The organism is Pseudomonas sp. KH_021 (genome assembly GCF_057838865.1).
The window spans coordinates 726,087-750,677 of the sequence record NZ_CM174477.1; the positions used below are offsets into that span (position 1 = coordinate 726,087).

Genomic DNA, 24,591 nt, shown 5'->3' on the forward strand with positions numbered 1-24,591 from the left:
ACTCAGGACGTCCTGCTATATTTTCGGCCTGTAAAAAAAACAGCCGCGGCTAGCACCCCACAAAACAGGGTGAGTGAACTGGCATTCGCCGCAACTTGGCTGGCAAGCATCCCGCAAATGGCGGCGATTATCTGGTGCAGAAATCCCGCCATTGCCATCGCGTATGGGCCTGTAACCGGTGAGCGTGAATTCGCGATCGACAGGCTTAAAGGATATAAAACACCTTGAGCCATTAAGATCAGGCAATACGGCACCCACAAAGCAGCGGGCGATTGTCCAGCAAGCAGTTGGCCGACATTCAACGCTAAAGCGCCCACCATCATCAGGCCAATACTAGAGCCGAAAAGCAGTTTGGGGCTGTAGTGAGGCGCGAGCCGATTGACCAGGAGCGCGCCCAATAAATAAGCAGCACTGATAGGCCATCCCAATAACCCGTATTCAATCGGACTCCATGCATATTGATTCTGAAATACGACAGGCGCCATTGCATTGAAAAATATAATAATTCCGTAGCCAATGCCGCCAGCCAAGGCCGACCAGATAAAACCCGGAGACCGTAAAATTATCTGGTAGGACCTCCAAGGTGTGTTATCGCAAGTAGAGCGATAGCGGGCTCCAAGCGCAAGCTGACGGATCAGTAAACTGAGTCCAAAACTTGTTGTGGCGGTCACCAGGAAAATGGCTTGCCATCCGAAAGCACCCTGCAACAGGGCGCCGAGAAACTGACCAATACCAATCGAGATCACGAAACACATGGACAGCCAACTCAACGCCCGAGTCAGCTTCTGATCACTGAAAGCATCGTTCAAGATGACTCTTGCCATGACCGAGACGCCTGCTGCCGCAATACCCTGAATGGCGCGCAGAACTAAAAATGACACCTCATCGATTACAAGGACAATGGCCAGGTTGCTGATGGAGTAGAGAAATAGCGCCGCAATAAGTATATTTTTGCTGCCCCAGCGGGAAGCCTGCTTCCCCCACCACAGCATGCTCAAGCCCATGCCTAGCAAGTAAACCGATAGCGTCAACCCTGCGAAATCATCGGCGGCCCCAAGATCGGCTGCAATGATTGGCAAGGCCGGTAGATAAAGCGTAATACCGGCTTGGGCCAGAAAGACTGCCAGGCATGCAGGAAGGAGTGGACCCTTTCTGAGGCTATTGTTCATGCTGCCACATTCCGTATTGGGAACTGATGGCAGAAAGCTTGAGCCCATATCTCCTTGAGGTAAGCCCGTAAGTTCTTGCGATGGCGAGAGGTATTTCGCCTGCGAGTGCAGGATATTTCTTACAGGAAAATGTACCGATGGTAGAGAGGCAGGTTATTTACGCGCACAAAAAAGCCCGGCTCAAGAGCCGGGCTTCGATTGCTGCGCAAACCTACTGTAGGAGCCAGGCTTGCCTGCGATGAGGGCGCCGCGGTGTGTCAATTACGACGCCTCGCGGGCAAGCCCAGCTCCTACAAAGTGAGCTGCGCCATGCGTCAGGCAATCCGCGGCGCGTACATCAGTTGCCGTATACCGGCAACTTGGCGCAGATGGCCTTGACCTTCTCACGAACGGCGTCGATCACCGCTTCGTTGTTCAGGTCAGCCAGGATGTCGCAGATCCAGCCAGCCAGTTCACGGCACTCTGCTTCTTTAAAGCCACGAGTGGTCACAGCCGGGGTGCCGAAGCGCAGGCCGGAGGTGACGAACGGGGAGCGTGGGTCGTTTGGCACGGAGTTTTTGTTCACGGTGATGAACGCTTTGCCCAGGGCGGCATCGGCGTCTTTACCGGAGATTTCCTGCTTGATCAGCGACAGCAGGAACAGGTGGTTCTCAGTACCACCGGATACCACGTCGAAGCCGCGCTCGATGAAGACGCTGGCCATGACCTGGGCGTTTTTCACCACTTGTTGCTGGTAAGTCTTGAACTCAGGCTGCAGCGCTTCTTTGAAGCAGATGGCCTTGGCCGCGATGACGTGCTCCAGCGGGCCGCCTTGGGCGCCCGGGAATACGGCGGAGTTCAACTTCTTCTCGATGTCGGCGTTGGCGCGAGCCAGGATCAGGCCGCCACGTGGACCGCGCAGGGTCTTGTGGGTGGTGGTGGTAACCACGTCAGCGAACGGTACTGGGTTCGGGTAGACGCCAGCGGCAACCAGGCCCGCTACGTGAGCCATGTCGACGAACAGGTAGGCACCGACTTTGTCGGCGATTTCACGGAAACGTGGGAAGTCCAGGATCTGCGAGTAGGCAGAGAAACCGGCCACGATCATTTTCGGCTTGTGCTCGACCGCCAGGCGCTCGACTTCGTCGTAGTCGATCAGGCCGTTGCCGTCGATGCCGTACTGGATGGCGTTGTACAGTTTGCCCGAAGACGAAACGCTGGCGCCGTGGGTCAGGTGACCGCCGTGGGCCAGGCTCATGCCCAGGATGGTGTCGCCAGCTTGCAGCAGGGCCAGGTAAACAGCGGAGTTGGCCTGGGAGCCAGCGTGCGGCTGAACGTTGGCGTAGTCAGCGCCGAACAGCTCTTTGGCGCGGTCGATAGCCAGTTGCTCGACGACGTCGACGTATTCGCAGCCACCGTAGTAACGCTTGCCAGGGTAACCTTCGGCGTACTTGTTGGTCAGCACGGAGCCTTGGGCTTCCATGACGGCTGGGCTGGTGTAGTTTTCCGAGGCGATCAGCTCAATATGCTCTTCCTGGCGCTGAGCTTCTTGCTCCATGGCGGCAAAGAGATCGGCGTCGTACTTGGCAATGGTCAAATCACGGCTGAACATGGCGGTCCTCAAGGATCGTGCAGAAAAGGGGGGCATTCTACCCCATCGGCTTTTATCTGGCATATGAAACGGCATCATGTGGCAGACAAGCGGAAGTCATATTGCCCTGTGGGCCTTACCAGTCGCCCTCAATCGAACAGGGCTTCGTTGCTGAAGTGGGCTTCGAACTGGCTGGCCTGCATCGGTCGGCCAAACAGGTAACCCTGGACTTCATCACAACCATGCTCGCGCAGGAAATCGAGTTGGTCGTGGGTTTCGACGCCCTCGGCGATCACCGCGAGGTTGAGGCTGTGTGCCATGGCAATGATGGCGCGGGCGATTTGGGCATCCTGTTCACCCTCCGGCAGGCCGTCGACGAAGGTGCGGTCGATCTTCAATACATCGATCGGGAATTGCTTGAGGTAGTTGAGCGACGAATAACCGGTGCCAAAGTCATCGACGGCGATGCTCAAGCCCAGGTACTTGAGGCGATCGAGAATCTGCATGGCTTCGTCGACTTCACGCATCAGAATACTTTCGGTCAGCTCAAGCTCAAGGCAAGCGGGCGGCAGCCCAGTGTCCTTGAGGATAGTGGCAATGCGCTCGCCCAACTGGCCGTCAGAGAACTGGCGGGCGGAAATGTTGACCGACACCTTGGGCACTCGCACCTTGCTCTGATGCCAGCGCTTGAGTTGACGGCACGCTTGGGCCAGCACCCAGTCGCCTACGTCCACCACCAGCCCCAGCTCTTCAAGCACCGGTATAAAGTCGCCTGGCGGCACCAGGCCGCGACGCGGGTGGCGCCAGCGCAACAGCGCTTCGGCGCCGGTCAGGCGCTGGCCATCGCCACTGAACTGCGGTTGGTAATAGAGCACGAATTCTTCCTGCTCCAGGGCGTGGCGCAGGTCGCTTTCCAGCTCCAGGCGCTCCAGTGCCGAGGCGTTCATGTCGGCCTGGTAGAACTGGAAGTTGTTCTTGCCACGTTCCTTGGCGTGGTACATCGCGGTGTCGGCGTTCTTCATCAGTTGGCTCAGCTCGCTGCCGTCCTGAGGGCTCAGGGCGATGCCGACGCTGGCGGTGACGAAGAACTCGCGATTCTCCAGCACGAAGGGTTTAACCAAACTGCCCAGGATCTGCTCGGCCACACTGATGGCGCGGTTCAACGCCATGTCGCGAGAGGCGCGAGGCTGCAGCAACAGGGTGAACTCATCGCCGCCCATGCGTGCCACGGTATCGTCTTCATCGACGCAGTCCAGCAGGCGCGCCGCCATCTCCTTGAGCATGCGGTCGCCTGCGGCGTGGCCCAAGGAGTCGTTGATCGGCTTGAAGCGATCCAGGTCGAGGAACATCAGTACCACCCAGGACTTGTGCCGCTCCGCTTGTTGCAGTGCCGTGTGCAGGCGGTCCTGGAACAGCGTGCGGTTGGGCAGGTGGGTCAGGGCGTCGTAGTAGGCCAGGCGGTGGATGCGCTGTTCGCTGGCCTTGCGCTCGCTGATATCGCTGAAAAAACACACATAGCTGGCCAGGTCGCCTTCGTCATCGAACACGGCGGTAATGCCGACCCAGGCCGGATAATGCTCGCCGCTGCGACGCTTGAGCCAGACTTCGCCCTCCCAACTGCCTCGGGCATGCAGTTGCTTGAGGACGTAACGCAGGTGGGCTTCCTGCTGCTGATCGACGGTCAGCATGTTCGGCAATTGGTCGAGCACCTGGGCCACGGCGTAGCCACTGACCCGGCTGAAGGCCTCGTTGGCCTGGACGATATAGCCGGCTGGGTCGGTGATCAGGATCGCCGACGTCGAGTGCTCGAAAACCGTGGCTGCCATGCGCAGGTCTTTTTCGGCCCGGCGCTGCTGGCTGATGTCGCGGCCGACACCCAGAATGCCTTCGAAGTTGCCACTCTTGTCCCAGGCCAATACCAGGCGTAGCTCAATCGGAATCTTGCGCCCGTCCGCGCGCAGGCAGTCGAACAGATAGAGCTGCGTCGGGATTTGTTGCAGCTGGGCCAATTGCGCCGGGTCACCCAGGGCGCGATTGATGCGTTCGATCAGCGAATAGATGCCTGTCAGTTGCGCCGGGTTGGCGATAGTGGTCTGCCAGCCGTTGGCGAAGATCCAGTCAACATCAAAGCCCAGCACCGACAGGACCGAAGGGCTGACATAGTTCAGATGCAAGGCGCTGTCGGTGGAAAAAATCACATCGCTGATGCTCTCGGCCAACATACGATAACGGTGCTCGCTGTCGCGCAGCGATTCGCTGGCCTCGATCTGCTCGGTGACATCCTTGGCCACGCCGATGATGCGGGTCACCTGACCTGAACGGTCACGCGCCAGGGCCTGCTCGCGAATGTCGAAACGGCGCCAGCGCAGGTCGCGGTGACGAAAGCGCAACTGGCATTGCAACAGTTCGGCATGGCCACTGCTGCGCTGACGATGGCGCATCTGGTGGTAGTGCTCGGCATCTTCAGGGTGCAGCAATACTTCCCAGAAGTATTCGCCCATCTGATCCAGCTCAGTGTGCTCATAACCCAGTGTCTGGCCCAAATGATGGTTGCTGAAAATCATCCGCTGGCTTTGTACGTCTTGCACATACAGGTGGTCAGGCACCGTACGTACCACATCGGACCAGAAGCTTTCGCGTTCCAGCAGCGACAATTCGACCCGCTTGCGACTGGTGATGTCGCTGATGCTGAGGATGATTGCCTGGTCATCTCGCGGTTGCGTCGGCAAACGCACCATCAGCCACACATGCAGCTCACGGCCTTGAGCATTGGTGAGCTTGATCTCGAATTCGCGCAGGCATTGGCGCTCGAGCAGCGCTTCGATGAGTTGGTAGCTGATGGCGCCCACCTCAAGCGGGCAGCCGTCAATCAGGGTTTTCCAGGCGCCCTCCGCGCCCTCGACGCCCAGCAGTTGCAGGGCAACCTGATTGACCTCGGTGATCTTCAACTGACGCAGCAGCGGCGTGTGCGCCTGGCTGTTCAACGGCAGCCAACGCTCAAGATCGGTGCTGTTGTGCAGACCGTGCCGTTCCAGGTGTGCCCGCGCCTCGGACAGGTCCAGCACGCACAAGGCGACGCCGGTGCCCTCGAAAATATCCTGATAGCGTCGGCGGCCTTCCTGCAAAGCGCGCTGACGCTTACTCATATTGAACAGCGCCAGCAGTGGCAATAGTGAGCAGGCCAGTACCAACAGGCATTTTCCAATCAGTGCTGGCAACAGTTTCAGGCGTTCGCGTTCGGCGTCGAACAGCCCGCGCAGTTGCCAGTCGCTGTTGCCCAGTGGCGCGAGCAGAACCGTATTGGCAGCATTGCCAGCCGTCGAGCCCGCGCCTTCGCTGGTGGCAATGATCCGTCCATCGAGGCTTTCCAGCTGCAAAAGAGCTTGTGTGCCACGGGTGTGTTGGTGATTGAGGGAAGTCTGATAGGTATTGTCAAAACGCAGGACCCAATGGCCATGGGTTGTATCGCCATAGGGGCGCAACAGCAGATAGATCGATGAATTCTGGGGGGGCGCGCCGTAATACCAGGGCTTGTCACCGGCTGCGCCAAGCAAGACGTCAAGGGCTGCCTGATCATTGCTGCCAGGCGCACTGTCGCTATTCACCCGGCCCTGGGCGTCTAGCCAGGCCAGGCTTTGTAGGGCTGGCTGGGCGGTTTTCAGGCGTGCGATCCATTGCCCAAGCACAGCGGCGCTGCTGTCTTGGCCGTTGCTCGGCAGCACACTGCGGTTGACCTGGGCGTTGAGTGCCAGGTTCAAGCTCAGGTGATCGGCCAACTCTGAGCTGTAGTTGATAGTGTCGCGTCGCAGCTCTTGGAGCGAGCGCTGGAATTGATCCAGCAATTGCCACGACAACAACACCAGTAACAGCAGCACGAGGATCGCCAGCGCACCTTTCAACGAGCCCCGCAGAGGCGAAACGGGCGCATCCGCTTTGACGGGCAAGGGTGACGGCTGAATAAGATTGGTCAAGCGATGATCCTGCGGTATGGCTGTCCGTGGCAGGGATTGTCGTGGTCGCATACCCTGGCGAGCCCACGCCAGGTACCTGAGCGCGCACTGTAGCCGCTGCCGAAGGCTGCGATGCGGCCCGTCAGGGGCGCCCGCAGGGATATCAAGATCCTGCGCCCGAAGGGCGGCTAGCATGCCCTGAAGTGTGGCTAAGTGCCAGCTCTGTTCGTCGTCGGTTTGCCCTGTCACGCGCATTCCGGTAGCTTTGGCCCCCACGCGGGCGCGCAAAGCACCCTGGCCCCGACTTCCCCCCATATCTCATTCGTCTCTGACGCTAGGTTCTTCCATGGCTCAATACGTCTACACCATGCATCGGCTGAGCAAAGTTGTGCCGCCGAAGCGGGAAATCCTCAAGAACATTTCCCTGTCCTTCTTCCCAGGCGCCAAGATCGGCGTGCTCGGCCTCAACGGCTCGGGTAAATCCACCCTGCTGAAAATCATGGCGGGTGTCGACAGCGAGTTCGACGGTGAAGCCCGCCCGATGCCAGAGCTCAACGTCGGCTACCTGCCGCAAGAGCCACAGCTGGACCCCACCAAGACCGTACGTGAAGTGGTCGAGGAAGCGGTCAGCGTCATCAAGAACGCCCAGGCGCGCCTGGATGAGGTTTACGCCGCTTACGCCGAGCCTGATGCCGACTTCGACAAGCTGGCTTCCGAGCAAGCCAAGCTTGAGGCCATCCTGCAGGCCAGCGATGGTCATAACCTGGAGCGCCAGCTGGAAGTCGCCGCCGATGCGCTGCGCCTGCCGGCCTGGGATGCCAAAGTCGAACACTTGTCCGGTGGTGAGAAGCGTCGTGTGGCCCTGTGCCGCCTGCTGCTGTCGGCCCCTGACATGCTGCTGCTCGACGAACCAACCAACCACCTGGATGCCGACTCGGTCGCCTGGCTCGAGCACTTCCTGCACGACTTCCCGGGTACCGTGGTAGCCATTACCCACGACCGTTACTTCCTCGACAACGTCGCAGGCTGGATCCTGGAACTGGACCGCGGCGCCGGAATTCCGTACGAAGGTAACTACTCTGGCTGGCTGGAAGCCAAGTCCAACCGTCTGGCCCAAGAGTCCAAGCAGCAATCGGCTCACGAAAAAGCCATGAAAGAGGAACTGGAGTGGGTGCGTAAAGGCGCCAAGGCTCGTCAGTCCAAATCCAAGGCACGTCTGCAACGCTTCGAAGAAATGCAGTCCCAGGAATTCCAGAAGCGCAGCGAAACCAATGAGATCTACATCCCCGCCGGTCCGCGCCTGGGTGACAAGGTCATTGAGTTCAAGAACGTTAACAAGGGCTATGGCGATCGCGTGCTGATCGACAACCTGTCGTTCGCCATGCCAAAAGGCGCGATCGTGGGTGTGATCGGTGGTAACGGCGCGGGTAAATCGACCTTGTTCCGCATGCTCATGGGCAAGGAGCAACCGGATTCCGGCTCTATCGAGATCGGTGAAACTGTGCAACTGGCGTGCGTTGACCAGAGCCGCGACGACCTGGACGGCAACAAGTCCGTGTTCCAGATGATTTCCGACGGTTCCGACCAGATTCGCATCGGCAACTATGAAATCCCGTCGCGCACCTATGTCGGTCGCTTCAACTTCAAGGGCGGCGACCAGCAGAAGTTCGTCAAGGACCTGTCCGGTGGTGAGCGTGGCCGTCTGCATTTGGCCCTGACCCTGAAGGAAGGCGCCAACGTCCTGCTGCTCGACGAACCGTCCAACGACCTGGACGTTGAAACCCTGCGTTCGCTGGAAGAAGCGCTGCTGGACTTCCCGGGCGCCGCCATTGTGATCTCTCACGATCGTTGGTTCCTGGACCGTGTGGCGACCCACATCCTGGCGTACGAAGACGACTCGCAAGCGGTGTTCTTCGAAGGCAACTACACCGAGTACGAAGCCGACCGCAGGACGCGCCTGGGTGAGGCTGCTACTCAGCCGCACCGTGTTCGTCACAAAAAGCTTGCTCAGTAATAGGGCGTAAGGCGCACTTTTTAAGTGCACCTGGAAAGCTTCGCGGGCAAGCCCGCTCCCACAGGTTTTTTTAGGGGTCTGGGGGGGGCGGGTTTGCTTGTTTTTGGGTGCCGATTTATAGATTTGCACCAATTATTTTCATAAATACGACATATCGCCCTGTTGCAGGGCGCAATGAATTGTTAAAGTCCGCGCAAATTCTCCCTCTAAACAAAACAATTTGCCGAGACTTTTCTCATGATCGAATCCGTCGAAGACTTCCTGGCCCGCCTAAAAAAACGCGATCCGAACCAGCCAGAATTCCATCAAGCCGTTGAAGAAGTGCTGCGCAGCCTGTGGCCTTTCCTGGAAGCCAACCCTCACTATCTGCAGTCGGGCATCCTGGAGCGTATGGTCGAGCCTGAGCGCGCACTGGTGTTCCGTGTTTCCTGGGTCGATGACCAGGGCAAGACCCAGGTCAACCGCGGCTTCCGCATCCAGATGAACAGCGCCATCGGCCCGTACAAAGGCGGCTTGCGCTTTCACCCGTCGGTCAATATGGGCGTGCTCAAGTTCCTGGCCTTCGAACAGGTCTTCAAGAACTCCCTTACCTCGCTGCCCATGGGTGGCGGCAAGGGCGGTTCGGACTTCGACCCCAAGGGCAAGAGCGACGCAGAAGTCATGCGTTTCTGCCAGGCATTCATGAGCGAGCTGTACCGCCACATTGGTGCTGACGTAGACGTCCCGGCCGGTGATATCGGCGTGGGCGCTCGTGAGATCGGCTACATGTTCGGCCAGTACAAGCGCCTGGCCAACCACTTCACTTCGGTGCTGACCGGCAAGGGCATGAACTACGGCGGCAGCCTGATTCGCCCTGAAGCGACCGGCTTTGGCTGCGTCTACTTCGCCGAAGAAATGCTCAAGCGCAAAGGCGAGCGAGTGGAAGGCAAGCGCGTCGCCATTTCAGGCTCCGGCAACGTGGCCCAGTACGCGGCACGCAAAGTCATGGACCTGGGCGGCAAGGTGATCTCCCTGTCTGACTCCGAAGGCACGCTGTTCTGCGAAGCCGGCCTGACCGAAGAGCAGTGGCTGGCAGTGATGGACCTCAAGAACGTCAAGCGCGGTCGTATTCGTGACCTGGCCGGCCAGTTTGGCCTGGAGTTCCGCGAGGGCCAGCGCCCATGGAGCCTGCCTTGCGACATCGCACTGCCATGCGCTACCCAGAACGAACTGGACGCTGATGATGCTCACGCCTTGCTGGCGAACGGCTGTGTCTGCGTGGCGGAAGGCGCCAACATGCCAACCACCCTTTCGGCTGTGGATATCTTTATCGAAGCGGGCATTCTGTTCGCACCGGGCAAGGCCTCCAACGCAGGCGGCGTGGCCGTGAGCGGGCTGGAAATGTCGCAAAATGCCATGCGCCTGCTGTGGACGGCGGGTGAAGTGGACAGCAAGCTGCACGCCATCATGCAGTCGATCCACCATGCGTGTGTGTATTACGGCGAAGAGAACGGCCAAATCAACTACGTGAAGGGCGCCAACATCGCAGGCTTCGTTAAAGTCGCCGATGCAATGCTGGCTCAAGGCGTGGTCTGATCCCGCTCCGGGGCAATGGCGATGACTTCGATCAACTGATCACCCGCAGGTCTTCGCCATAGCACCTCATCACCCGGCCCTGCGCCCAGCAGCGCACGGCCAAGAGGTGAGCCCCAGTTGATCAGGCCGATGGCAGCATCGGCCTGATCCTCTCCTACCAACTGCACCCGATGCTGTTCGTCGGTTTCATCGGCGTAGGTTACCCAGCTTCCGATCTGGGCCTTCTCGCAAGGCGTGACCATCGACACAAGCTGAGCGCTCTGCACCCGGCTGTTGAAATAACGCAGGTCGCGTTCCAGTTCAGCCAGTCGCTGTTTATCAGCCCCTTCTCCCAGGTCGATCTGTTCGTGTCGTTGCGTCTGCAGCACCGAGACTTTGTCCTGTAACTGACGAAGGCCTTCGGCGGTGACGTAATTGGGTTGATCGCTGACACGCCGCTCCACAGGCTGTATGGCCTGGTCGGCGGCTTGATCTTCATTGACGAATGCTCGGCTCATGGCGTTTCTCCGCTCTTGGAGGTTGGGCCATGCTGACAGGCTTTAAGTTGCATTGAATGTCTGAACGCGACTTAAAACGCGACTTAGCGTGAGCGATAGGCGCGGGCGCGACCCTGGTCCAGTTCGCGCTGCCATTGGTCGTCGCGATCCTTGCGCTTGTCACGCAGATGATCGTAGTAATCCTGCCAATCCTGGTTGTAGCCTTCCTGATGCAAGGGAGCATGGCCAGGCGTACAGCCAGCCAGAAGCACAGCAACTAACAACACAGACCCGCATTGCCACATGGCGTTGACTCCTGCGCCGAATGGCCGGCGCTCTCTTATAAGTCTAGGCCGTGATGGGTCAGAGATTCGTCAACGGATTGTGATGGAAGTGTTTAGTAGTGGTACCACTTCAGTTCCAGCATCACCTCGTTCTGCGGTGAGGAGAGATGGCTGAAGGTTCGTTGAGCGCTCAGGCGCAGCCCCAGTTGGGTCACTAGCTCCCATTGCTGGTTGAGGCTCAGGCTGCGGCGAACCTCACCGTTGGTGAAATAATCGCCCTTGGCTTCCAGGCTAAGGTTGCCCAGGCCATTGCGCCACAGCACGCCGGTGTTGAACCCGGCGGCAGGTGCTACGAACTCGGCAAAGTCATTGTTGTGTTCCACTCGCACCGTTCCCAAAACAAATCCCAGCGCGTCATTGCCCAGCTTCCAGGTGCCACCGGCGCCACCGTTGATGTGGCTGACCAGATTCTCGTCGCCATGCTTGCCCAGCACGCGCTCAAGGCCGCCCGCCACTTGCCATGACAAGGGCTGCAGTAGGTCATTGCGGGGGGTCAGGGAGCGGATGGTGGCCAGGTCCAATCGTTGCACTTGCCAGTCGCTGTCCTCGTACTGGCGCAGTTTGAGCTGCAGGATTTCGATCTGCGCTCCGAGCGGGAAGCCGTAGGCATTGTCGTTGAGATCGTGGTAGGCCATGCGCAGGCCATATTCGGCAAAGGCCTTGTCTTCGCGCGTGCCGACACCCAATTGCCAGGTGCGGGACTGGTGGCCATCTTCGGGGTAGCCGGGCTTTTCGATGTCCAGTGCAGGAGGAGGGTTGCGGTTGATGGCGCGCAGCAGTTCGAAACTGCGCTGGCTGCGTGCGTCGTCACGCGCCTGGCCATTGGCGCGGTAGCGCTCGAGGCGATAGGCGGCGTCCTGGATCAGCGCCCGGCGTTCCACCGGCAATGCCTGGAACGTGCTCGATTGCAGCTGTGTGGTATCAGCGGCAATGGTCTGAACCCACTGCTGCTCGCCGCTGTCCAGCGGCTCGGCGCGTGCCAGCAGCTCGCGCTCGCGGGAGGGGCGGTATTGGACCTGTTCGACCATCCCGGCCTGCTTGACTGCCTTGACCGTGTCCGTTGGGATGGCGGTCAGTGGAAACTGTGAAGTCAGATCCAGCCCTGGGCGCGCAACCTGCAGCAACTCCAGCAGCCGGTACGAGCAGTTTTCATCGAAGAAGAAGTAGTCGAAGCGAATCTGGCGCAGTTCCCAGAGATGCTCAACCATTCGCCCGGTTTCTTCCGGGGAGAGGTTCAGTTGGTACTCCCACAGGTCGCGGTTTTCCAGGCTGCGGTATTCCGAGAGTTTTTCCTGGTAGGGCACGAAGGCGAACAGGCCGGGGTAACCGCCCATCAGGCCTTTCCAGGCGTAGAGAATACTGTTGTCGTTGCCTTCGATGTAGGCACCGAAGTTGACCGCGTAGCTGAGCAGGGCGGTCTGGTTACTTTGCACATCAGCCTGATCGATTCGCAGCAAGGTGTGGCCGAACATCGACGAGGGGCTGTTCAAATACGCCGCAGGGAAGATCAACACGGCACTGTGTGGCGAGACGTCCTTGTACCACTGCTGATACTCATCGCACTGGACAGCAGGAAGGTCAGTCAGCTGCAGTTGCTCACGCAGCCAGCGGGTGCGCGCTGGGAAAACGCACTGGGCATGTTTGTCCTTGAGGCTGGCGGGCGCATAAAGCGCCTTGACGGTCGCTGCGAGTTCTTCCCGAGGGTGGTGCCCGCCATCGGGGGAGAGGAAAAACTTCGGGTCATCCACGTAGCTGCGCCAACCCCCCAGCTTGGCTGTCTCATAGTGGCCCAGGGCGATCCAGAAGGGGTCGTCGGCCAGTTGCTGTAAACGCGTGTTGTCGACAAGGGGAGCAGCATGCAGCGGGGCGCAGGCAATGAGCGCCAGGGAGGCAAGGCGTTTGAGCATGGAGAGGCAACTAAGTCGATGGGTGATCCGTCACGGTCGGCATGTGAATACCCGCCCTCTGAAGGGCGGGTAGGCCGAGCTTAAGCCTGGGGTGCGTATTTGGCCAGACGCGCGTCGCTCTTGAGCACGGCGAGGGTGTTGGTGTGGACATCGTCGGCAGTCACCTTGGCGCTGCTGAAGATCTGCTGGAAGTGTTCATGGGTGACAGCGGCAAAGTGGGCGCGGTCTTCGGGTGCGACACCCAGCACGACGGCATAGGTGGTCAGTGCTTCGCCCTGGCCCTTGGCCATGTCTTCGGACAGTTCGTTCATCATGCCATTCATGGCAATCCAGGATTTGCCACCGTAGGTCAGCGCCGCATTGGTCGCGCAGCCGTTGGTGCCCGATGTCATGCCGAACGTGGCGTTGCCAGAGGTGCCGTTAGTGGTGGATGCAAGGAAGTGAGCCGGGGTGCCACGCTGGCCTTCGAACAGCATGTTGCCCCAACCGCAGTCCGGGCCGCCGGGCGCTTGCGCCATGGCGTTGATCGAGACCGCGGTGAACAGAGTACCGAGAAGAATCCGTTTCATAGCGTTGTTCTCTATTTGATTTGCAAACCAAGGGTCAGGGTTACCTGGTGCCTGCTGTAGCGCAGGTTCCAGGCGGGCCGGTTATGGGTCCGGCCGCACAGCTTGGAGTTTAGGCACGATCTAGCGGTTGCGCGCTTCATTGCAAAAGTTTGTCGTAAAGTCGCCGCTTTATGAGGAATATCGCTACGTGCTACGCCCAAGTGCCTTGCCAGTCGCTTGTATGCAGCGCCAGAATGCCTTCATCTGCCCCGCCTGAAGTAAGGATGCCCGATGCCCGATCCTGTCGCTGCGAGCCTGCGTCTTGCGCCTGAAGCGCTGACCCGTCCGTTTTCCGCTGAACAGTTCGCTTTTTCCACCACCAATGATCTGGAGCCTTTTCGCGGTGTCCTCGGCCAGGAACGTGCTGTCGAAGCCTTGCAGTTCGGCGTCGCCATGCCTCGCCCCGGTTATAACGTGTTCGTCATGGGAGAGCCTGGCACTGGCCGTTTTTCTTTTGTAAAACGCTACCTCAAGGCCGAAGGCAAGCGTTTGAAAACGCCTTCGGACTGGGTCTACGTCAACAATTTCGAAGAACCCCGCGAGCCTCGTACCCTGGAACTGCCACCGGGCAGCGCCGGTACCCTTACCACCGACATCAATGGCCTGATCGACAATCTGGTCGCGACTTTTCCGGCGGTGTTCGAGCACCCGTCCTACCAGCAGAAAAAAAGCGCGATCGACCGCGCCTTCAACCAGCGCTACGACCGCGCCCTGGATGTGATCGAGCGCTTGTCGCTGGAGAAGGACGTTGCGCTGTATCGCGACAGCAGCAACATTGCCTTTACCCCGATGGTGGACGGCAAGGCGTTGGACGAAGCCGAATTTGCGCAGTTGCCCGAAGCCGATCGCGATCGTTTCCACGAGGACATCTCGGTACTGGAAGAGCGCTTGAACGAAGAGCTTGCCAGCCTGCCGCAATGGAAGCGTGAGTCGAGCAACCAGCTGCGCCATCTGAACGAAGAAACCATTACCCTGGCGCTCCAGCCCTTGCTGGCACCGTTGTCAGAAAAATACGCAGAAAACGCGGCAGTCTGTGCCTACCTGCAAGCCATGCAGGTCTACCTGCTGCGCACCGTGGTCGAACAGGTTGTCGATGACAGCAAGTCCGACGCGCAAGCTCGCAAGCTGTTCGAAGAGCAATACGCGCCAAGCCTGGTGGTGGGCCATCACGTCAGTGGCGGCGCCCCGGTAGTGTTCGAGCCGCACCCGACCTACGACAACCTGTTTGGTCGTATCGAATACAGCACCGACCAGGGCGCGCTGTACACCACCTATCGACAATTGCGCCCTGGGGCGTTGCATCGGGCCAACGGTGGCTTCTTGATCCTGGAAGCCGAAAAGATGCTGGGCGAGCCGTTTGTGTGGGATGCGCTCAAACGCGCCCTGCAATCGCGCAAGCTGAAAATGGAATCACCGCTGGGGGAATATGGTCGTCTGGCGACAGTGACGCTGAACCCACAGATGATCCCCTTGCAGGTCAAGTTGGTCATCATTGGTGCCCGCCAGCTGTACTACGCCCTGCAGGACCACGATCCAGACTTCCAGGAAATGTTCCGGGTGCTGGTGGACTTCGACGAAGACATTCCTATGGTCGACGAGAGCCTGGAGCAATTTGCCCAGTTGCTCAAGACGCGCACCTGCGAGGAAGGTATGGCGCCGCTTACGGTGGACGCCGTGGCACGCCTGGCAACCTACAGTGCCCGTCTGGCTGAACATCAGGGCCGTTTGTCGGCGCGCATCGGTGATCTGTTCCAGCTGGTCAGCGAGGCGGATTTCATTCGCCACCTGGCCAATGACGAGATGACCGACGCCGGCCACATCGAGCGTGCGCTCAAGGCCAAGGCCACTCGCACTGGGCGGGTTTCGGCGCGAATTCTCGACGACATGCTGGCCGGCATCATCCTGATCGACACGGAAGGCGCCGCGGTCGGCAAGTGCAATGGCCTGACGGTGCTGGAAGTGGGCGACTCGGCATTCGGTATACCCGCGCGGATTTCGGCCACTGTCTACCCAGGCGGCAGCGGCATTGTCGACATTGAGCGTGAGGTCAATCTGGGCCAGCCGATTCACTCCAAGGGTGTGATGATCCTGACCGGTTACCTGGGCAGCCGCTATGCCCAGGAATTTCCCCTGGCCATTTCCGCCAGCATTGCCCTGGAGCAATCCTACGGCTATGTGGACGGTGACAGCGCCTCGCTGGGTGAGGTGTGCACCTTGATCTCGGCGTTGTCCAAGACCCCGCTCAAACAGTGCTTTGCCATTACCGGGTCGATCAACCAATTCGGAGAAGTGCAGGCCGTGGGGGGCGTCAACGAGAAGATCGAAGGCTTCTTCCGCTTGTGCGAAGCTCGTGGCCTGACCGGTGAGCAAGGCGCAATCATTCCACAGGCCAACGTCGCCACCCTGATGCTCGATGAGCGTGTGTTGCAGGCGGTGCGCAACGGCCAGTTCCATGTGTATGCAGTACGCCAGGCCGATGAGGCCCTGAGCCTGCTGGTCGGCGAGCCTGCTGGCGCGCCGGATGCAGAGGGCCAGTTCCCCGAAGGCAGCGTCAATGCCCGTGTGGTCGAGCGTCTGCGGGTGATTGCCGAAATGATCAGCGACGAGGACCTCAAGGAGGCTGAGCGCGAGCAGGCCGAACAGGCGCTGGCGGAGGTCAAGCCCACCTGACCTGCTGTAGGAGCAGAGCATGCTCGCGATGAATTCACCGCGGTGGTTCAGATACACGGCGGTGATGCCATCGCGATGGTCCGGCATTCCGGCAAGGTCGGCTCCTACGCAACACACAACCGCTCGGTCGCAAAAAATTTGCGACGGCTGGTTTTCTTCTATTCTGAGGTCAGGACAGTCATAGGTCACAGGATCGAAACAGCCCTCACCCGGCTGAATAATCGCTTCACCGAGGATCGTCGCCATGCCGCGCACCCTCAGCCTTACACGCCAATGCCTGGGTCTGGTCACCCGCATCGAATGCACCATTCGCCCGCTGTCCGGCGATAACGGAATGTGGACGCTGCTGTTTGCGGCCGGCATGGCCGGTGAGCAGCCATCCGCGATCAAAGCCCAAGGCCCCTTTCACGGACCTTTCGTCGCAGAGTCGGTGCTGGCCGCCATTGTCGACAGCCTGACCTTGCATGGGTATCAGCTCAGCGATGGGCCGCAGATCTGGTCTTTGCACTTGCAAGCGCAACTGCGCCGTCTCAACGGCGAACGCTCACGGCATCTGGGCGATTTCCAGTCCCATCCAGAAAGCTGACAGGGACCGTTTGACGCACGCTCAAGGCTTTTTCTGTCATGGGTGGCTGGTATACTCGCGCACGTTTTTTCCCGGCCATCAGTGAGATCCAATGGAACTCCTAAGTACAGGGCTCACGGCGCTCTAGCACAACGGTCTATGGCATGGCCGACCTATGCCTGCCCCTTTCCTTGCCCTTTGTGGGCGACGGCTCGATGGCACTGCGATTAACGCTGGAATGATGGCACATCGGGCCGGGGGTACTTTGAACTCCGATATGAGCACATATGCTAAAAGGATTTAAGAACTTAGCTGTTAGCACCGGGCTAGAGCGGCTGAGCACAGGTTTTACTAGCTTTACTACCCTTTAAGGCGTTTTTGCTAGGGTGAAGGTAGTAAGCCGAAAGGCACAGGGTAGAGCCCTTAAAGCACAATTTACTATCTTTACTACCTTATATTTATATATAGAGAGAGAGAAGTATATATATATGTAGTAGTGAGGTGTGTGCACTACTACATAATACGTGTATGTACCCCACCAGCAGTTGGAATGCCCTATTAAAGCCAGTAAAGGTAGTAAAAGGCTCTAGCCTGGGCCTTTCAGGGCATTTCGAAGGTAGTAAGACAAAAGTAGGACCATAGTAAGATGTGCTCGGAGCGCTCTAGCCCGGGCCTTTCAGCTGGATACCCCAACCTAGTACGCCTTCATCGCTCGCTGGACGGTGCTCAGTGAGACGCCCAGGTGCTCAGCTGCCTTGCGGTATGACAGCCCGCTCTCGACGACTGTGCGTATGGCTGCATCACCTACGGCCTTCGACCTGCCTTTGTACACGCCGGCCTCCTTGGCCTTGGCGATCCCTTCGCGCTGCCGTTCCCGGATCATGCTGCGCTCGAACTGGGCCACGCTGCCGAGCAGGGAGAGCATGAGTTCTTGCATGGGGTCGGCCTGGCCGGCGAACAGTAGGTTCTCTTTGTGGAACTTCACGGCCACACCCTTGCCGGTCAGATCCTTGACCAGTGCCAGCAGATCGCTCAGAGAGCGCGCCAGGCGGTCGATGGAGTGAACATGCAGGGTATCCCCACTTCGAATAGATCGCAGCACCTGCGCGATCTCAGGCCGGTCCACGGTGCTTCCGCTCACCTTGTCCGTGAATATCTGGTCCAGCTTCACGCCATCCAGCTGTCGAGCGGTGTTCTGATCAACCGAGCTGACCCTGATATAGCCAATGTCCATTGTGCTCACCTCTGTATTCATAGGCTCTAGACATTGACATCATTGTCCTGAATCCCACGCAAGGCAACCTCGAAACCCACGCAACTGTGTTCATCTGACAAGCGGTCAGTAGGGTGTACCCCAAGAATACAGCTCAGAGCCCCCAGGAAAATACCCCTTGCCCCGGAAATCATTGACGGTCGACACAAAGAACTGTTGAAGAAGCGGCCAAGGTCCGGGGGCGCCAGGGCTCCCAGGAAAGCCCCCCAGGGGCCAGAATATCGACCCCCGTGGGTACCCCCTTCGTCCTTCTCGATCCACGCAAATACATACTTGGGTCGTAGATTTCCGCGCCAATTTTTTAAAAACCCAGCCCCTAATTCCCTAATCCGTGGCTTAAACCCCCGCCATAAAATCAAGAGCTGTGCCAATTCCCTAATCCGTGACTTAAAACTTAGCGCTCCTAAATTTTCCCAGAAAAATCAGCGAGTTGTGCCAGCCATCAGCCCCTAAACCGTGACTTAAAATCAAGCACTGTGCTTAATCCCACGGCTAACAGATTCGAGGCAATTAACACAGTTCCATATAAATTGCAATAAAAATAGACGAACGGGCCTATTCATCGCTGTATGCAATGTTATTATGTACGCATGCGACAAATTCCAGCCGGGGGCGGAATGATGAAACCGACCAGTGCCAGCATCACGACAGCGATCAGCCTCAGCCAATTAGCGGCTTGGCTTGACCTCGACCCCTCGACCATCAGTCGTAAGGCTCAAGCGCTCCCGACCCACGCAGTGCACACCGGCAAGCCTGGTAAACCACAACTGTGCATCAGCCTGGGCGACTTGGCCGAACTCATTCAAGCCAGAACCGGAAACCTGTCCGACATCGAATGCCGTTTGAGGCTCGCGCTTATGAACAAGTGTGCCCCTGCAAAGAGTTCTGATCGTACCTGGCGGCATGGAACATTCCGGCTCGTCGAGCAGCCCGATGGCAGCTTCTACGTGGTGCCGACCGGCGTCGACTTGAGCACCTTGCCGCTCGACGTCCGCATCGCGGTCGAGGCATCCCGCAAAGCGAAACACGCCGAAGTTCGCGCCCACCGTGAAGCACGCAAGGGGGCCTTGCCATGTGCATGAGCATCTTCGTCCCGCACCCGGTGGCCACCGCACTTTCGATGCTCGCCGAGCTGTCACCTTTGAACCCGGATGCCTTCTGGCCTTATGGGCCGTTTGCTGTGCTCATGAATGCCGCACAGCTGAATCAGTTGTTGATCGACCTCGCCGTCGCCGAACTAGCGTCTGGAAAACACACGGTGCATTAGCAGGCAGTGCCTGCAGGAGCGGAAAGCCATGGCCGAACAAGGTTTCATGGAGCTGTTGAATCAAGGCTTGGGCAACGTCACCGGCACGCCACTCGGCCAGCTGGGCATGGGCCTGTTGATGGCTTCTGGTCCACAACAAGGCAACCCTGGATTCGGCCAGCGACTTGGCCAGGCCTTCGGTGGCATGGCTGATTTGCAAGCCCGCCAGCAACTGCAGGAATATCGTCGACAGATGATTGCCCAGCAACAGGCCGACCTGCAGATGCGCCAGCAATCCGCACAGACCAAGGCCGATCAGGCCCAGCGCCAGCAACAGGCGTTCCAGAACCCTGATGTGCTAAGCCAGCTTGGCCCGCTGAGCCAGGCACTTGCCAAGCTTGGCGTAGACCCCAGTGCGATCTTGCGAGCCAACGCTGGCGACAACCTGCAGGCACACCGTGCAGCTGCACTTCAACAGCAGGCCCAGCAGTTCGACGTTCGTCAACAGCATCAAGGTGGTGGCGGTGGTGCTCAAGGGCCACGCATGCCGACCCCACGCCAACTCATCGAGGAACCGCTCGATAACGGCATGATGCAAAAGCATCTGTACGACCCGGCCACGCAAAGCTACAAGCCTTACGGCCAGCCCTTCAGCCCCCACTCGACGCGGGGCAAGGCCAAGTCTGCCGATCCACTTGAAGCCGTGGTTGACCAGTTAACGCCAGGCGCGCCGACAGTCGCAGCCCCTGGACTGGAAAGCCTGCCAGGCGCGCCGACAGTCGCAGCCCCTGGACTGGAAAGCCTGCCAGGCGGTGGCAGCCTGCAAAGCTACGCGCCGCAGCCGCAAAAGCCGCAAGGCGTCGTTTCATCTGGTGCTGTGCCGACGGCACCCAAAGCCGGCAGTGCTGCACCGTCCGGTGATCTGGCCGCTGCCAAGAACGCTATCGCCGCAGGCAAGTCACGGCAGGCCGTGGTTAACCGCTTGCGCCAGGCTGGCTACAGCGATGCGCAGATTCGGCAGGCGGGGATCTGATCATGGCTCTGTCCTTTGATGACCTGCCCGATGAGGCACCTACTGTGCCGACCACGCAGATCGCGCCACAAGCGGCTGGGCTGAGCTTTGACGACTTGCCGGACGAATCACCCAACCGCACAGCGGGTCAGTGGGCGACCGACATCGGCGGCAACATTGGCCGCGGTGCCTATAACCTGTTCGATAGCCTCGCTGGGTTGGGCGACATCGCAACCGGTGGCGAGGTCACGCCGTGGCTTGCCCAGCATGGCCTGGATTCCAAGGCTGCCCGTGCCAACCTCGATGCAGAAATGTCGCCGCAAGCCAGAGCGCAGCAACAGGAGGTCGCTGGCGCCCAAGGGTTTCTGCCGACCATCAACGCCGCGCTGCGCAACCCCGCGTTCATGGCTGGGCAAATCATCGAGTCGTTGCCGACGATGGTCGTCGGTGGCGTAGCAGGTAAAGGCGCTGCACTCGGTGCCAAGGCGTTAGGTATGGCAGCACCGGCTGCTGGAGTTATCGGCGCAGGCGTAGGGGAGGCCTTGCCCACGGCTGGCCAACAAGCTGCCAACACTGTGCAGCAGACTGGCGACCTGACGTTGGCGCAGACAGCTGCCGCACTCGGTTCAGGCGCGCTTACCGGCATCATCGGTGCTGGGTCCGCTGGCCTGGGTAGCCGCTTGGGTGCTGCCGATGTCGATGCCCTCTTGAGTGGTGCAACTGGACCCTCGGCAGGTCGTGGCATGTTCGGGCGGATGGGTGTCGGCGCTGGTTTAGAGACCAGCGAAGAGGCGCTGCAATCCAGCCAGGAACAAGCCGCGCAGAATTTGGCACTCGGTAATCCGCTGAGCCAGGGTGTTGGTAATGCTGCAGGCCAAGGCGCTTTGCTGGGTGGGCTGATGGGTGCGGCTAGCGGTTTGCGCCGCACGGGCATGACCACACCACAGCCTGCGCCTATGCCAATGCCTGCGCAGCAACAGCAGGGCCAAGCCGTACCAGTATTCAACCCACAAGGCATGGCAATCCCTACCCCAGCCCCCAGCGCGTCCCCAATCGCGCCACAGCCTGCCACGGTGCCGGCCCAGCCGCTGCCACAACCTGTGCCGTTCGCTGGTAGCCAAGACATCGCGCCGTTGCTGCGGAATATCGGCATGGACGAGACCCGCACTCAGCAGACACTGGATCTACTCCGCCCCGTCGAGGCTGATATCGAAGCCCAGCGCCGTGGTGTTTTGCCGGTTGCAGAGCAGCAACGCCTGGCCAGCCTGATCGGCCTCAAAGGTGACAAGGCCAATGCCTTCGCCCGTCAGGTGGGGGAAACTTGGGCACCGGAAACGATCATCGCGGCGACCAACAATGTCGCGAGCCAGTACAAAGATGTGCTCACGCTGCAACAGAAAATTGCCAGCGGCCAGGCCAGCGACATCGATCGCGCCGAGTTCGTGCAGCGCCTTGGTGAAATGCGCCAGTCCTTCGGCAACCTCGCAGGCGCCAGGGCCGAGGCGGGCCGTAGCATGGCGGCGTTTAGGGGCAGTAACTTCGACTTCAACCGCACCAAAAACATCCTTGAAAGCTTGGGCACCGACGGTGCTGACGACCTGGCCAAAGCATTCGGGGCAGCGGTCAAAGCGGGTGGTATCGGGAATGCAGCGCGGTTGATTAACCAACCCGACACACTCATGCAAAAACTGTTTGGATACTATTACCGCAGTGCCTTGATTTCCAACCCCGCGACAACGGTAGCGAACGTGATCGGCAACGCGGGGATGCTCGCAAAGCGCTCAGCAGACCGTGCTGGCGCCGCTGTGGTGAGCACCGCAAAAAATGTGCTTGGCGGTAAGGGCGAAACGGTCTGGCGTGAACCGGTCGCACTGCTCAGGGGCAACGCGGCCAACCTGCTCAATGCAACCCGTGCAGCAGGGCAAGCTTTCATCGAAGGGGATAATGCGGCCACTGGTATTAACGCGGTGGAAGCCACCGGCAACATGAACGCTCCAGGCGGCGTACTGCACAATGTGGCAAGCCTGCCTTTTCGGGGCCTTGCAGCAGGTGATTCATTTTTTCAGACCGTCCATATGGGCGGCGAACTGCGTGCCTTGGCTACTCGACAAGCGAGCGACGAGAAACGCAACGGGAGACTCCCGGCGGGCATCACCCTGTCACAGCGCGTTGACCAGATCGTTGCTGACCCCAGCCCGCAGATGATCGAAGCTGCTGGCGACTATTCCCGGCACGCGACCTTCAATCAAACAGCGGGTCCGCTGGTAAAAGGTGTGCTCGCGCTCAAGCGTAAGTTACCGATTTTACAGGTAATTTTACCTTTTTTGCGCACGCCAAGTAACATTGCAAAGGAGGTTATCGGCAGCACTCCGCTGGCCGGACTGACCCCGAAGTTTTGGGAAGATGTGCGCCAGGGTGGGGCGACCCAAGAACAGGCGCTCGGAAAAGTGCTGGCTGGTTCGGCGTTCATTACTGCTGCGTTGCTCGCTGCCAGCGAAGGGGCAATCACGGGCAGCGGTGTGAATGACAAGGAGCGCAGGGCCAAACAGGCCACGGGCTGGCAACCTTACTCCATCCTTGTGGACGGGAAATATCATTCTATCCAACGGTTGGACCCCTTCTCGTCCATGTTGGCGTTGGCCGCAGACCTTGCCGCCATGAAGCCCGGATCGGATAGCGCGACCAAGCTGGCGGGTGATTTGCTCGGTTCGTTCGTCGCCAACATCGTGGACAAAACCTCGCTCGCTGGTCTGAAAAACGCTGCTGAATTTCTCAGTGACCCAGCTGGTCGGGGTGCGTGGTATCTGAAAAACACCCTTGGCACACTGGCGCAGCCGCTCACTGTGCTCAGTACGCTGGCGTCCAGTACCGACCCCTATGCCCGTGAGTCGGCCACTGTGCTGGACCAGATCAAGTACCGCACGCCAGGGCTGCGCGATGACTTGCCCGTCAAGCTGGATAACTGGGGCGATCCGGTGGAGAACACCCGCCAGGGCTTGTCCATGTTGGCGGTTCCGTCTACGACCAGCGCCGAGACGACTGACCCTGTACGCCTGGAGGCTGCGCGTCTTGGCTGGACGCCACCAGCGTTCCAGAAAGCGCTGACCCTCAAAGGCAAGCAGACCCCGTTCACGACTGAGCAGCACCACGAGCTCGTCCAACTGGCAGGGCAGCTGACGCACCGTGGCGCTCAACGCCTAATGCAGTCGCCTGCCTGGAAAAAGCTCGACGACGACCAGAAGCGCGATGCCTTGGAGGCAGTGGCCAAGAAGGCCAGGGCAGCTGTGCGGATGGCTGCTATTCCCTACATCCACGCAGGCAATCGATCCGCACTCGACCGCCTGCGCAGTTCCGTCAACCAACGAGGCAATCAGTGATGAACATCGAACAAGCCACCGAAGCTGTGCAACAGGCCCAGGTGAGGCTCGACGGATTGCGCCAGGTCGAGGAAATGTTGCGGCGTGAACTGCCAATTGCCGAGCAGGCGCTTGATGCGGCACGCGCCAGGTTGTGCCGCATCAAACGGCAAAACGGTGTCGTCGCCCGCAGTCGTAAGGATGAACTCGCCGCGATCCGTCGGCAGATCGCAGCCCTCGAAGCCCAAGAGGATTCCAGCCATGTATGACAATGACTCGCGTCAACATTTTGAAGTCGAACAGGTCCATCACCTTCGCGAAGAAGCGAAGCTGTACAACCTTGATTTCACCCGCGCTCGGATTAGCATCCAAGGCGACAAGCACACCGTCACTTTCGACAAGCCGGTCGTACCAATCGACAAGTTCCTGGGCTATGCACCACCCGCCCGGTTCAGCCACCCCAGCGCCCTGCAGGTCGAAGGCACCATGCTTGATGGCCTGATTCGAATCCAGCGCGCTGAACGCCAAGCGGTGCGCTGTGGCGTAGTGTTCGGCTGGTCTGGTGAACAGATCAACCGTCGCCCTTTGACCGCTGAAGAGCTCGCCGAATACAAATCGCGCACCACCCACGCGGTGCAGGTCGCCAAGCTGCAGGCAGATCTGCAGGAAGCCATCCAGGCCCAGGCACGGCGGGCCCAGAAGGTGCGGGAGTCGGTTGATCTTTCCGCGCGCTACAGCGTTATCGACGAAGCCGATGTGCTGACCCCTGCTGAAACCACAGCCGATCTGGTAGGCCACACGCTCATCAACGCCCCCTCTAAACCACGTCGCGCCAAAAGCGCCAGGAGTCTGTGAG

The 24,591-nt window shown here is 59.4% G+C and carries 17 protein-coding genes and 2 pseudogenes; 10 read left to right on the forward strand and 9 right to left on the reverse strand.

From position 1 onward, the window contains the following. Positions 1 to 2: 2 nt before the first annotated feature. The 4 genes and pseudogenes from AC3IX4_RS03455 to AC3IX4_RS03470 form a co-directional block, all read right to left on the reverse strand. Positions 3 to 1,169, reverse strand: a complete 1,167-nt coding sequence (locus tag AC3IX4_RS03455) for an MFS transporter (RefSeq protein ID WP_489259247.1) — start codon at positions 1,167 to 1,169, stop codon at positions 3 to 5. A 337-nt stretch (positions 1,170 to 1,506) separates the two neighbouring features. Further along, positions 1,507 to 2,760 (reverse strand): serine hydroxymethyltransferase, encoded by a 1,254-nt coding sequence (gene glyA / locus AC3IX4_RS03460; protein ID WP_489259248.1) that lies wholly within the window; start codon positions 2,758 to 2,760, stop codon positions 1,507 to 1,509. A 128-nt stretch (positions 2,761 to 2,888) separates the two neighbouring features. Beyond that, positions 2,889 to 5,699, reverse strand: a pseudogene (locus AC3IX4_RS03465) (sensor domain-containing protein); the annotation flags it as partial. Positions 5,700 to 5,785: 86 nt separating this feature from the next. Beyond that, positions 5,786 to 6,710 (reverse strand): annotated as a pseudogene (locus AC3IX4_RS03470) (PDC sensor domain-containing protein); the annotation flags it as partial. Between the two features lie 325 nt (positions 6,711 to 7,035). Between AC3IX4_RS03470 and ettA the strand changes: the two are divergent. Both ettA and gdhA read left to right on the forward strand, forming a co-directional pair. Further along, positions 7,036 to 8,703 (forward strand): energy-dependent translational throttle protein EttA, encoded by a 1,668-nt coding sequence (gene ettA / locus AC3IX4_RS03475; RefSeq protein WP_489259249.1) that lies wholly within the window; start codon positions 7,036 to 7,038, stop codon positions 8,701 to 8,703. 237 nt (positions 8,704 to 8,940) lie between these two features. Beyond that, entirely contained in the window at positions 8,941 to 10,278 is a 1,338-nt protein-coding gene (gene gdhA, locus AC3IX4_RS03480) for an NADP-specific glutamate dehydrogenase (RefSeq protein ID WP_489259250.1), read from the forward strand. On the opposite strand, the gene AC3IX4_RS03485 is transcribed toward gdhA, so the two are convergent. From AC3IX4_RS03485 to AC3IX4_RS03500, 4 genes are all read right to left on the reverse strand, one after another. After that, positions 10,263 to 10,775, reverse strand: a complete 513-nt coding sequence (locus tag AC3IX4_RS03485; protein WP_489259251.1) for a GreA/GreB family elongation factor — start codon at positions 10,773 to 10,775, stop codon at positions 10,263 to 10,265. The two genes, gdhA and AC3IX4_RS03485, sit on opposite strands and share 16 nt — an antisense overlap. Positions 10,776 to 10,858: 83 nt before the next feature. Beyond that, the gene (locus tag AC3IX4_RS03490; RefSeq protein WP_489259252.1) at positions 10,859 to 11,059 is read right to left on the reverse strand and encodes a hypothetical protein; all 201 of its coding nucleotides are present in this window, start codon (positions 11,057 to 11,059) and stop codon (positions 10,859 to 10,861) included. A 92-nt stretch (positions 11,060 to 11,151) separates the two neighbouring features. Next, positions 11,152 to 13,005 (reverse strand): Lnb N-terminal periplasmic domain-containing protein, encoded by a 1,854-nt coding sequence (locus AC3IX4_RS03495; protein ID WP_489259253.1) that lies wholly within the window; start codon positions 13,003 to 13,005, stop codon positions 11,152 to 11,154. An 80-nt stretch (positions 13,006 to 13,085) separates the two neighbouring features. Next, positions 13,086 to 13,574 (reverse strand): DUF3015 domain-containing protein, encoded by a 489-nt coding sequence (locus AC3IX4_RS03500; protein WP_489259254.1) that lies wholly within the window; start codon positions 13,572 to 13,574, stop codon positions 13,086 to 13,088. A gap of 270 nt (positions 13,575 to 13,844) precedes the next feature. On the opposite strand from AC3IX4_RS03500, the gene AC3IX4_RS03505 reads away from it, so the two are divergent. Further along, positions 13,845 to 16,283 carry a Lon protease family protein gene (locus tag AC3IX4_RS03505; RefSeq protein ID WP_489259255.1) on the forward strand — a complete coding sequence of 813 codons (2,439 nt, stop codon included), beginning with the start codon at positions 13,845 to 13,847 and terminating at the stop codon, positions 16,281 to 16,283. A 244-nt stretch (positions 16,284 to 16,527) separates the two neighbouring features. Beyond that, the gene (locus tag AC3IX4_RS03510) at positions 16,528 to 16,869 is read left to right on the forward strand and encodes a PA4575 family protein (protein ID WP_489259256.1); all 342 of its coding nucleotides are present in this window, start codon (positions 16,528 to 16,530) and stop codon (positions 16,867 to 16,869) included. Positions 16,870 to 17,542: 673 nt separating this feature from the next. Here the strand turns inward: AC3IX4_RS03510 and AC3IX4_RS03515 are convergent. Then, the gene (locus AC3IX4_RS03515; RefSeq protein WP_489259257.1) at positions 17,543 to 18,082 is read right to left on the reverse strand and encodes a recombinase family protein; all 540 of its coding nucleotides are present in this window, start codon (positions 18,080 to 18,082) and stop codon (positions 17,543 to 17,545) included. A 656-nt stretch (positions 18,083 to 18,738) separates the two neighbouring features. On the opposite strand from AC3IX4_RS03515, the gene AC3IX4_RS03520 reads away from it, so the two are divergent. The 6 genes from AC3IX4_RS03520 to AC3IX4_RS03545 are packed head-to-tail and all read left to right on the forward strand — an operon-like array spanning position 18,739 to position 24,590. After that, a complete protein-coding gene (locus AC3IX4_RS03520) occupies positions 18,739 to 19,203 on the forward strand; it encodes a hypothetical protein (protein WP_489259258.1) in 465 nt (154 codons plus the stop codon). Then, entirely contained in the window at positions 19,200 to 19,388 is a 189-nt protein-coding gene (locus AC3IX4_RS03525; RefSeq protein ID WP_489259259.1) for a hypothetical protein, read from the forward strand. Before AC3IX4_RS03520 ends, AC3IX4_RS03525 begins: the two co-directional genes overlap by 4 nt. A gap of 28 nt (positions 19,389 to 19,416) precedes the next feature. Further along, on the forward strand, positions 19,417 to 20,400 hold the full coding sequence (locus AC3IX4_RS03530; RefSeq protein ID WP_489259260.1) for a hypothetical protein: 984 nt from the start codon (positions 19,417 to 19,419) through the stop codon (positions 20,398 to 20,400). Between the two features lie 2 nt (positions 20,401 to 20,402). Continuing rightward, positions 20,403 to 23,756 (forward strand): hypothetical protein, encoded by a 3,354-nt coding sequence (locus AC3IX4_RS03535; protein ID WP_489259261.1) that lies wholly within the window; start codon positions 20,403 to 20,405, stop codon positions 23,754 to 23,756. Then, positions 23,756 to 24,004 carry a hypothetical protein gene (locus AC3IX4_RS03540; RefSeq protein ID WP_489256147.1) on the forward strand — a complete coding sequence of 83 codons (249 nt, stop codon included), beginning with the start codon at positions 23,756 to 23,758 and terminating at the stop codon, positions 24,002 to 24,004. Before AC3IX4_RS03535 ends, AC3IX4_RS03540 begins: the two co-directional genes overlap by 1 nt. Then, positions 23,997 to 24,590 (forward strand): hypothetical protein, encoded by a 594-nt coding sequence (locus tag AC3IX4_RS03545; protein WP_489259262.1) that lies wholly within the window; start codon positions 23,997 to 23,999, stop codon positions 24,588 to 24,590. The genes AC3IX4_RS03540 and AC3IX4_RS03545 overlap by 8 nt, the downstream gene beginning before the upstream one ends. Position 24,591 lies beyond the last annotated feature (1 nt).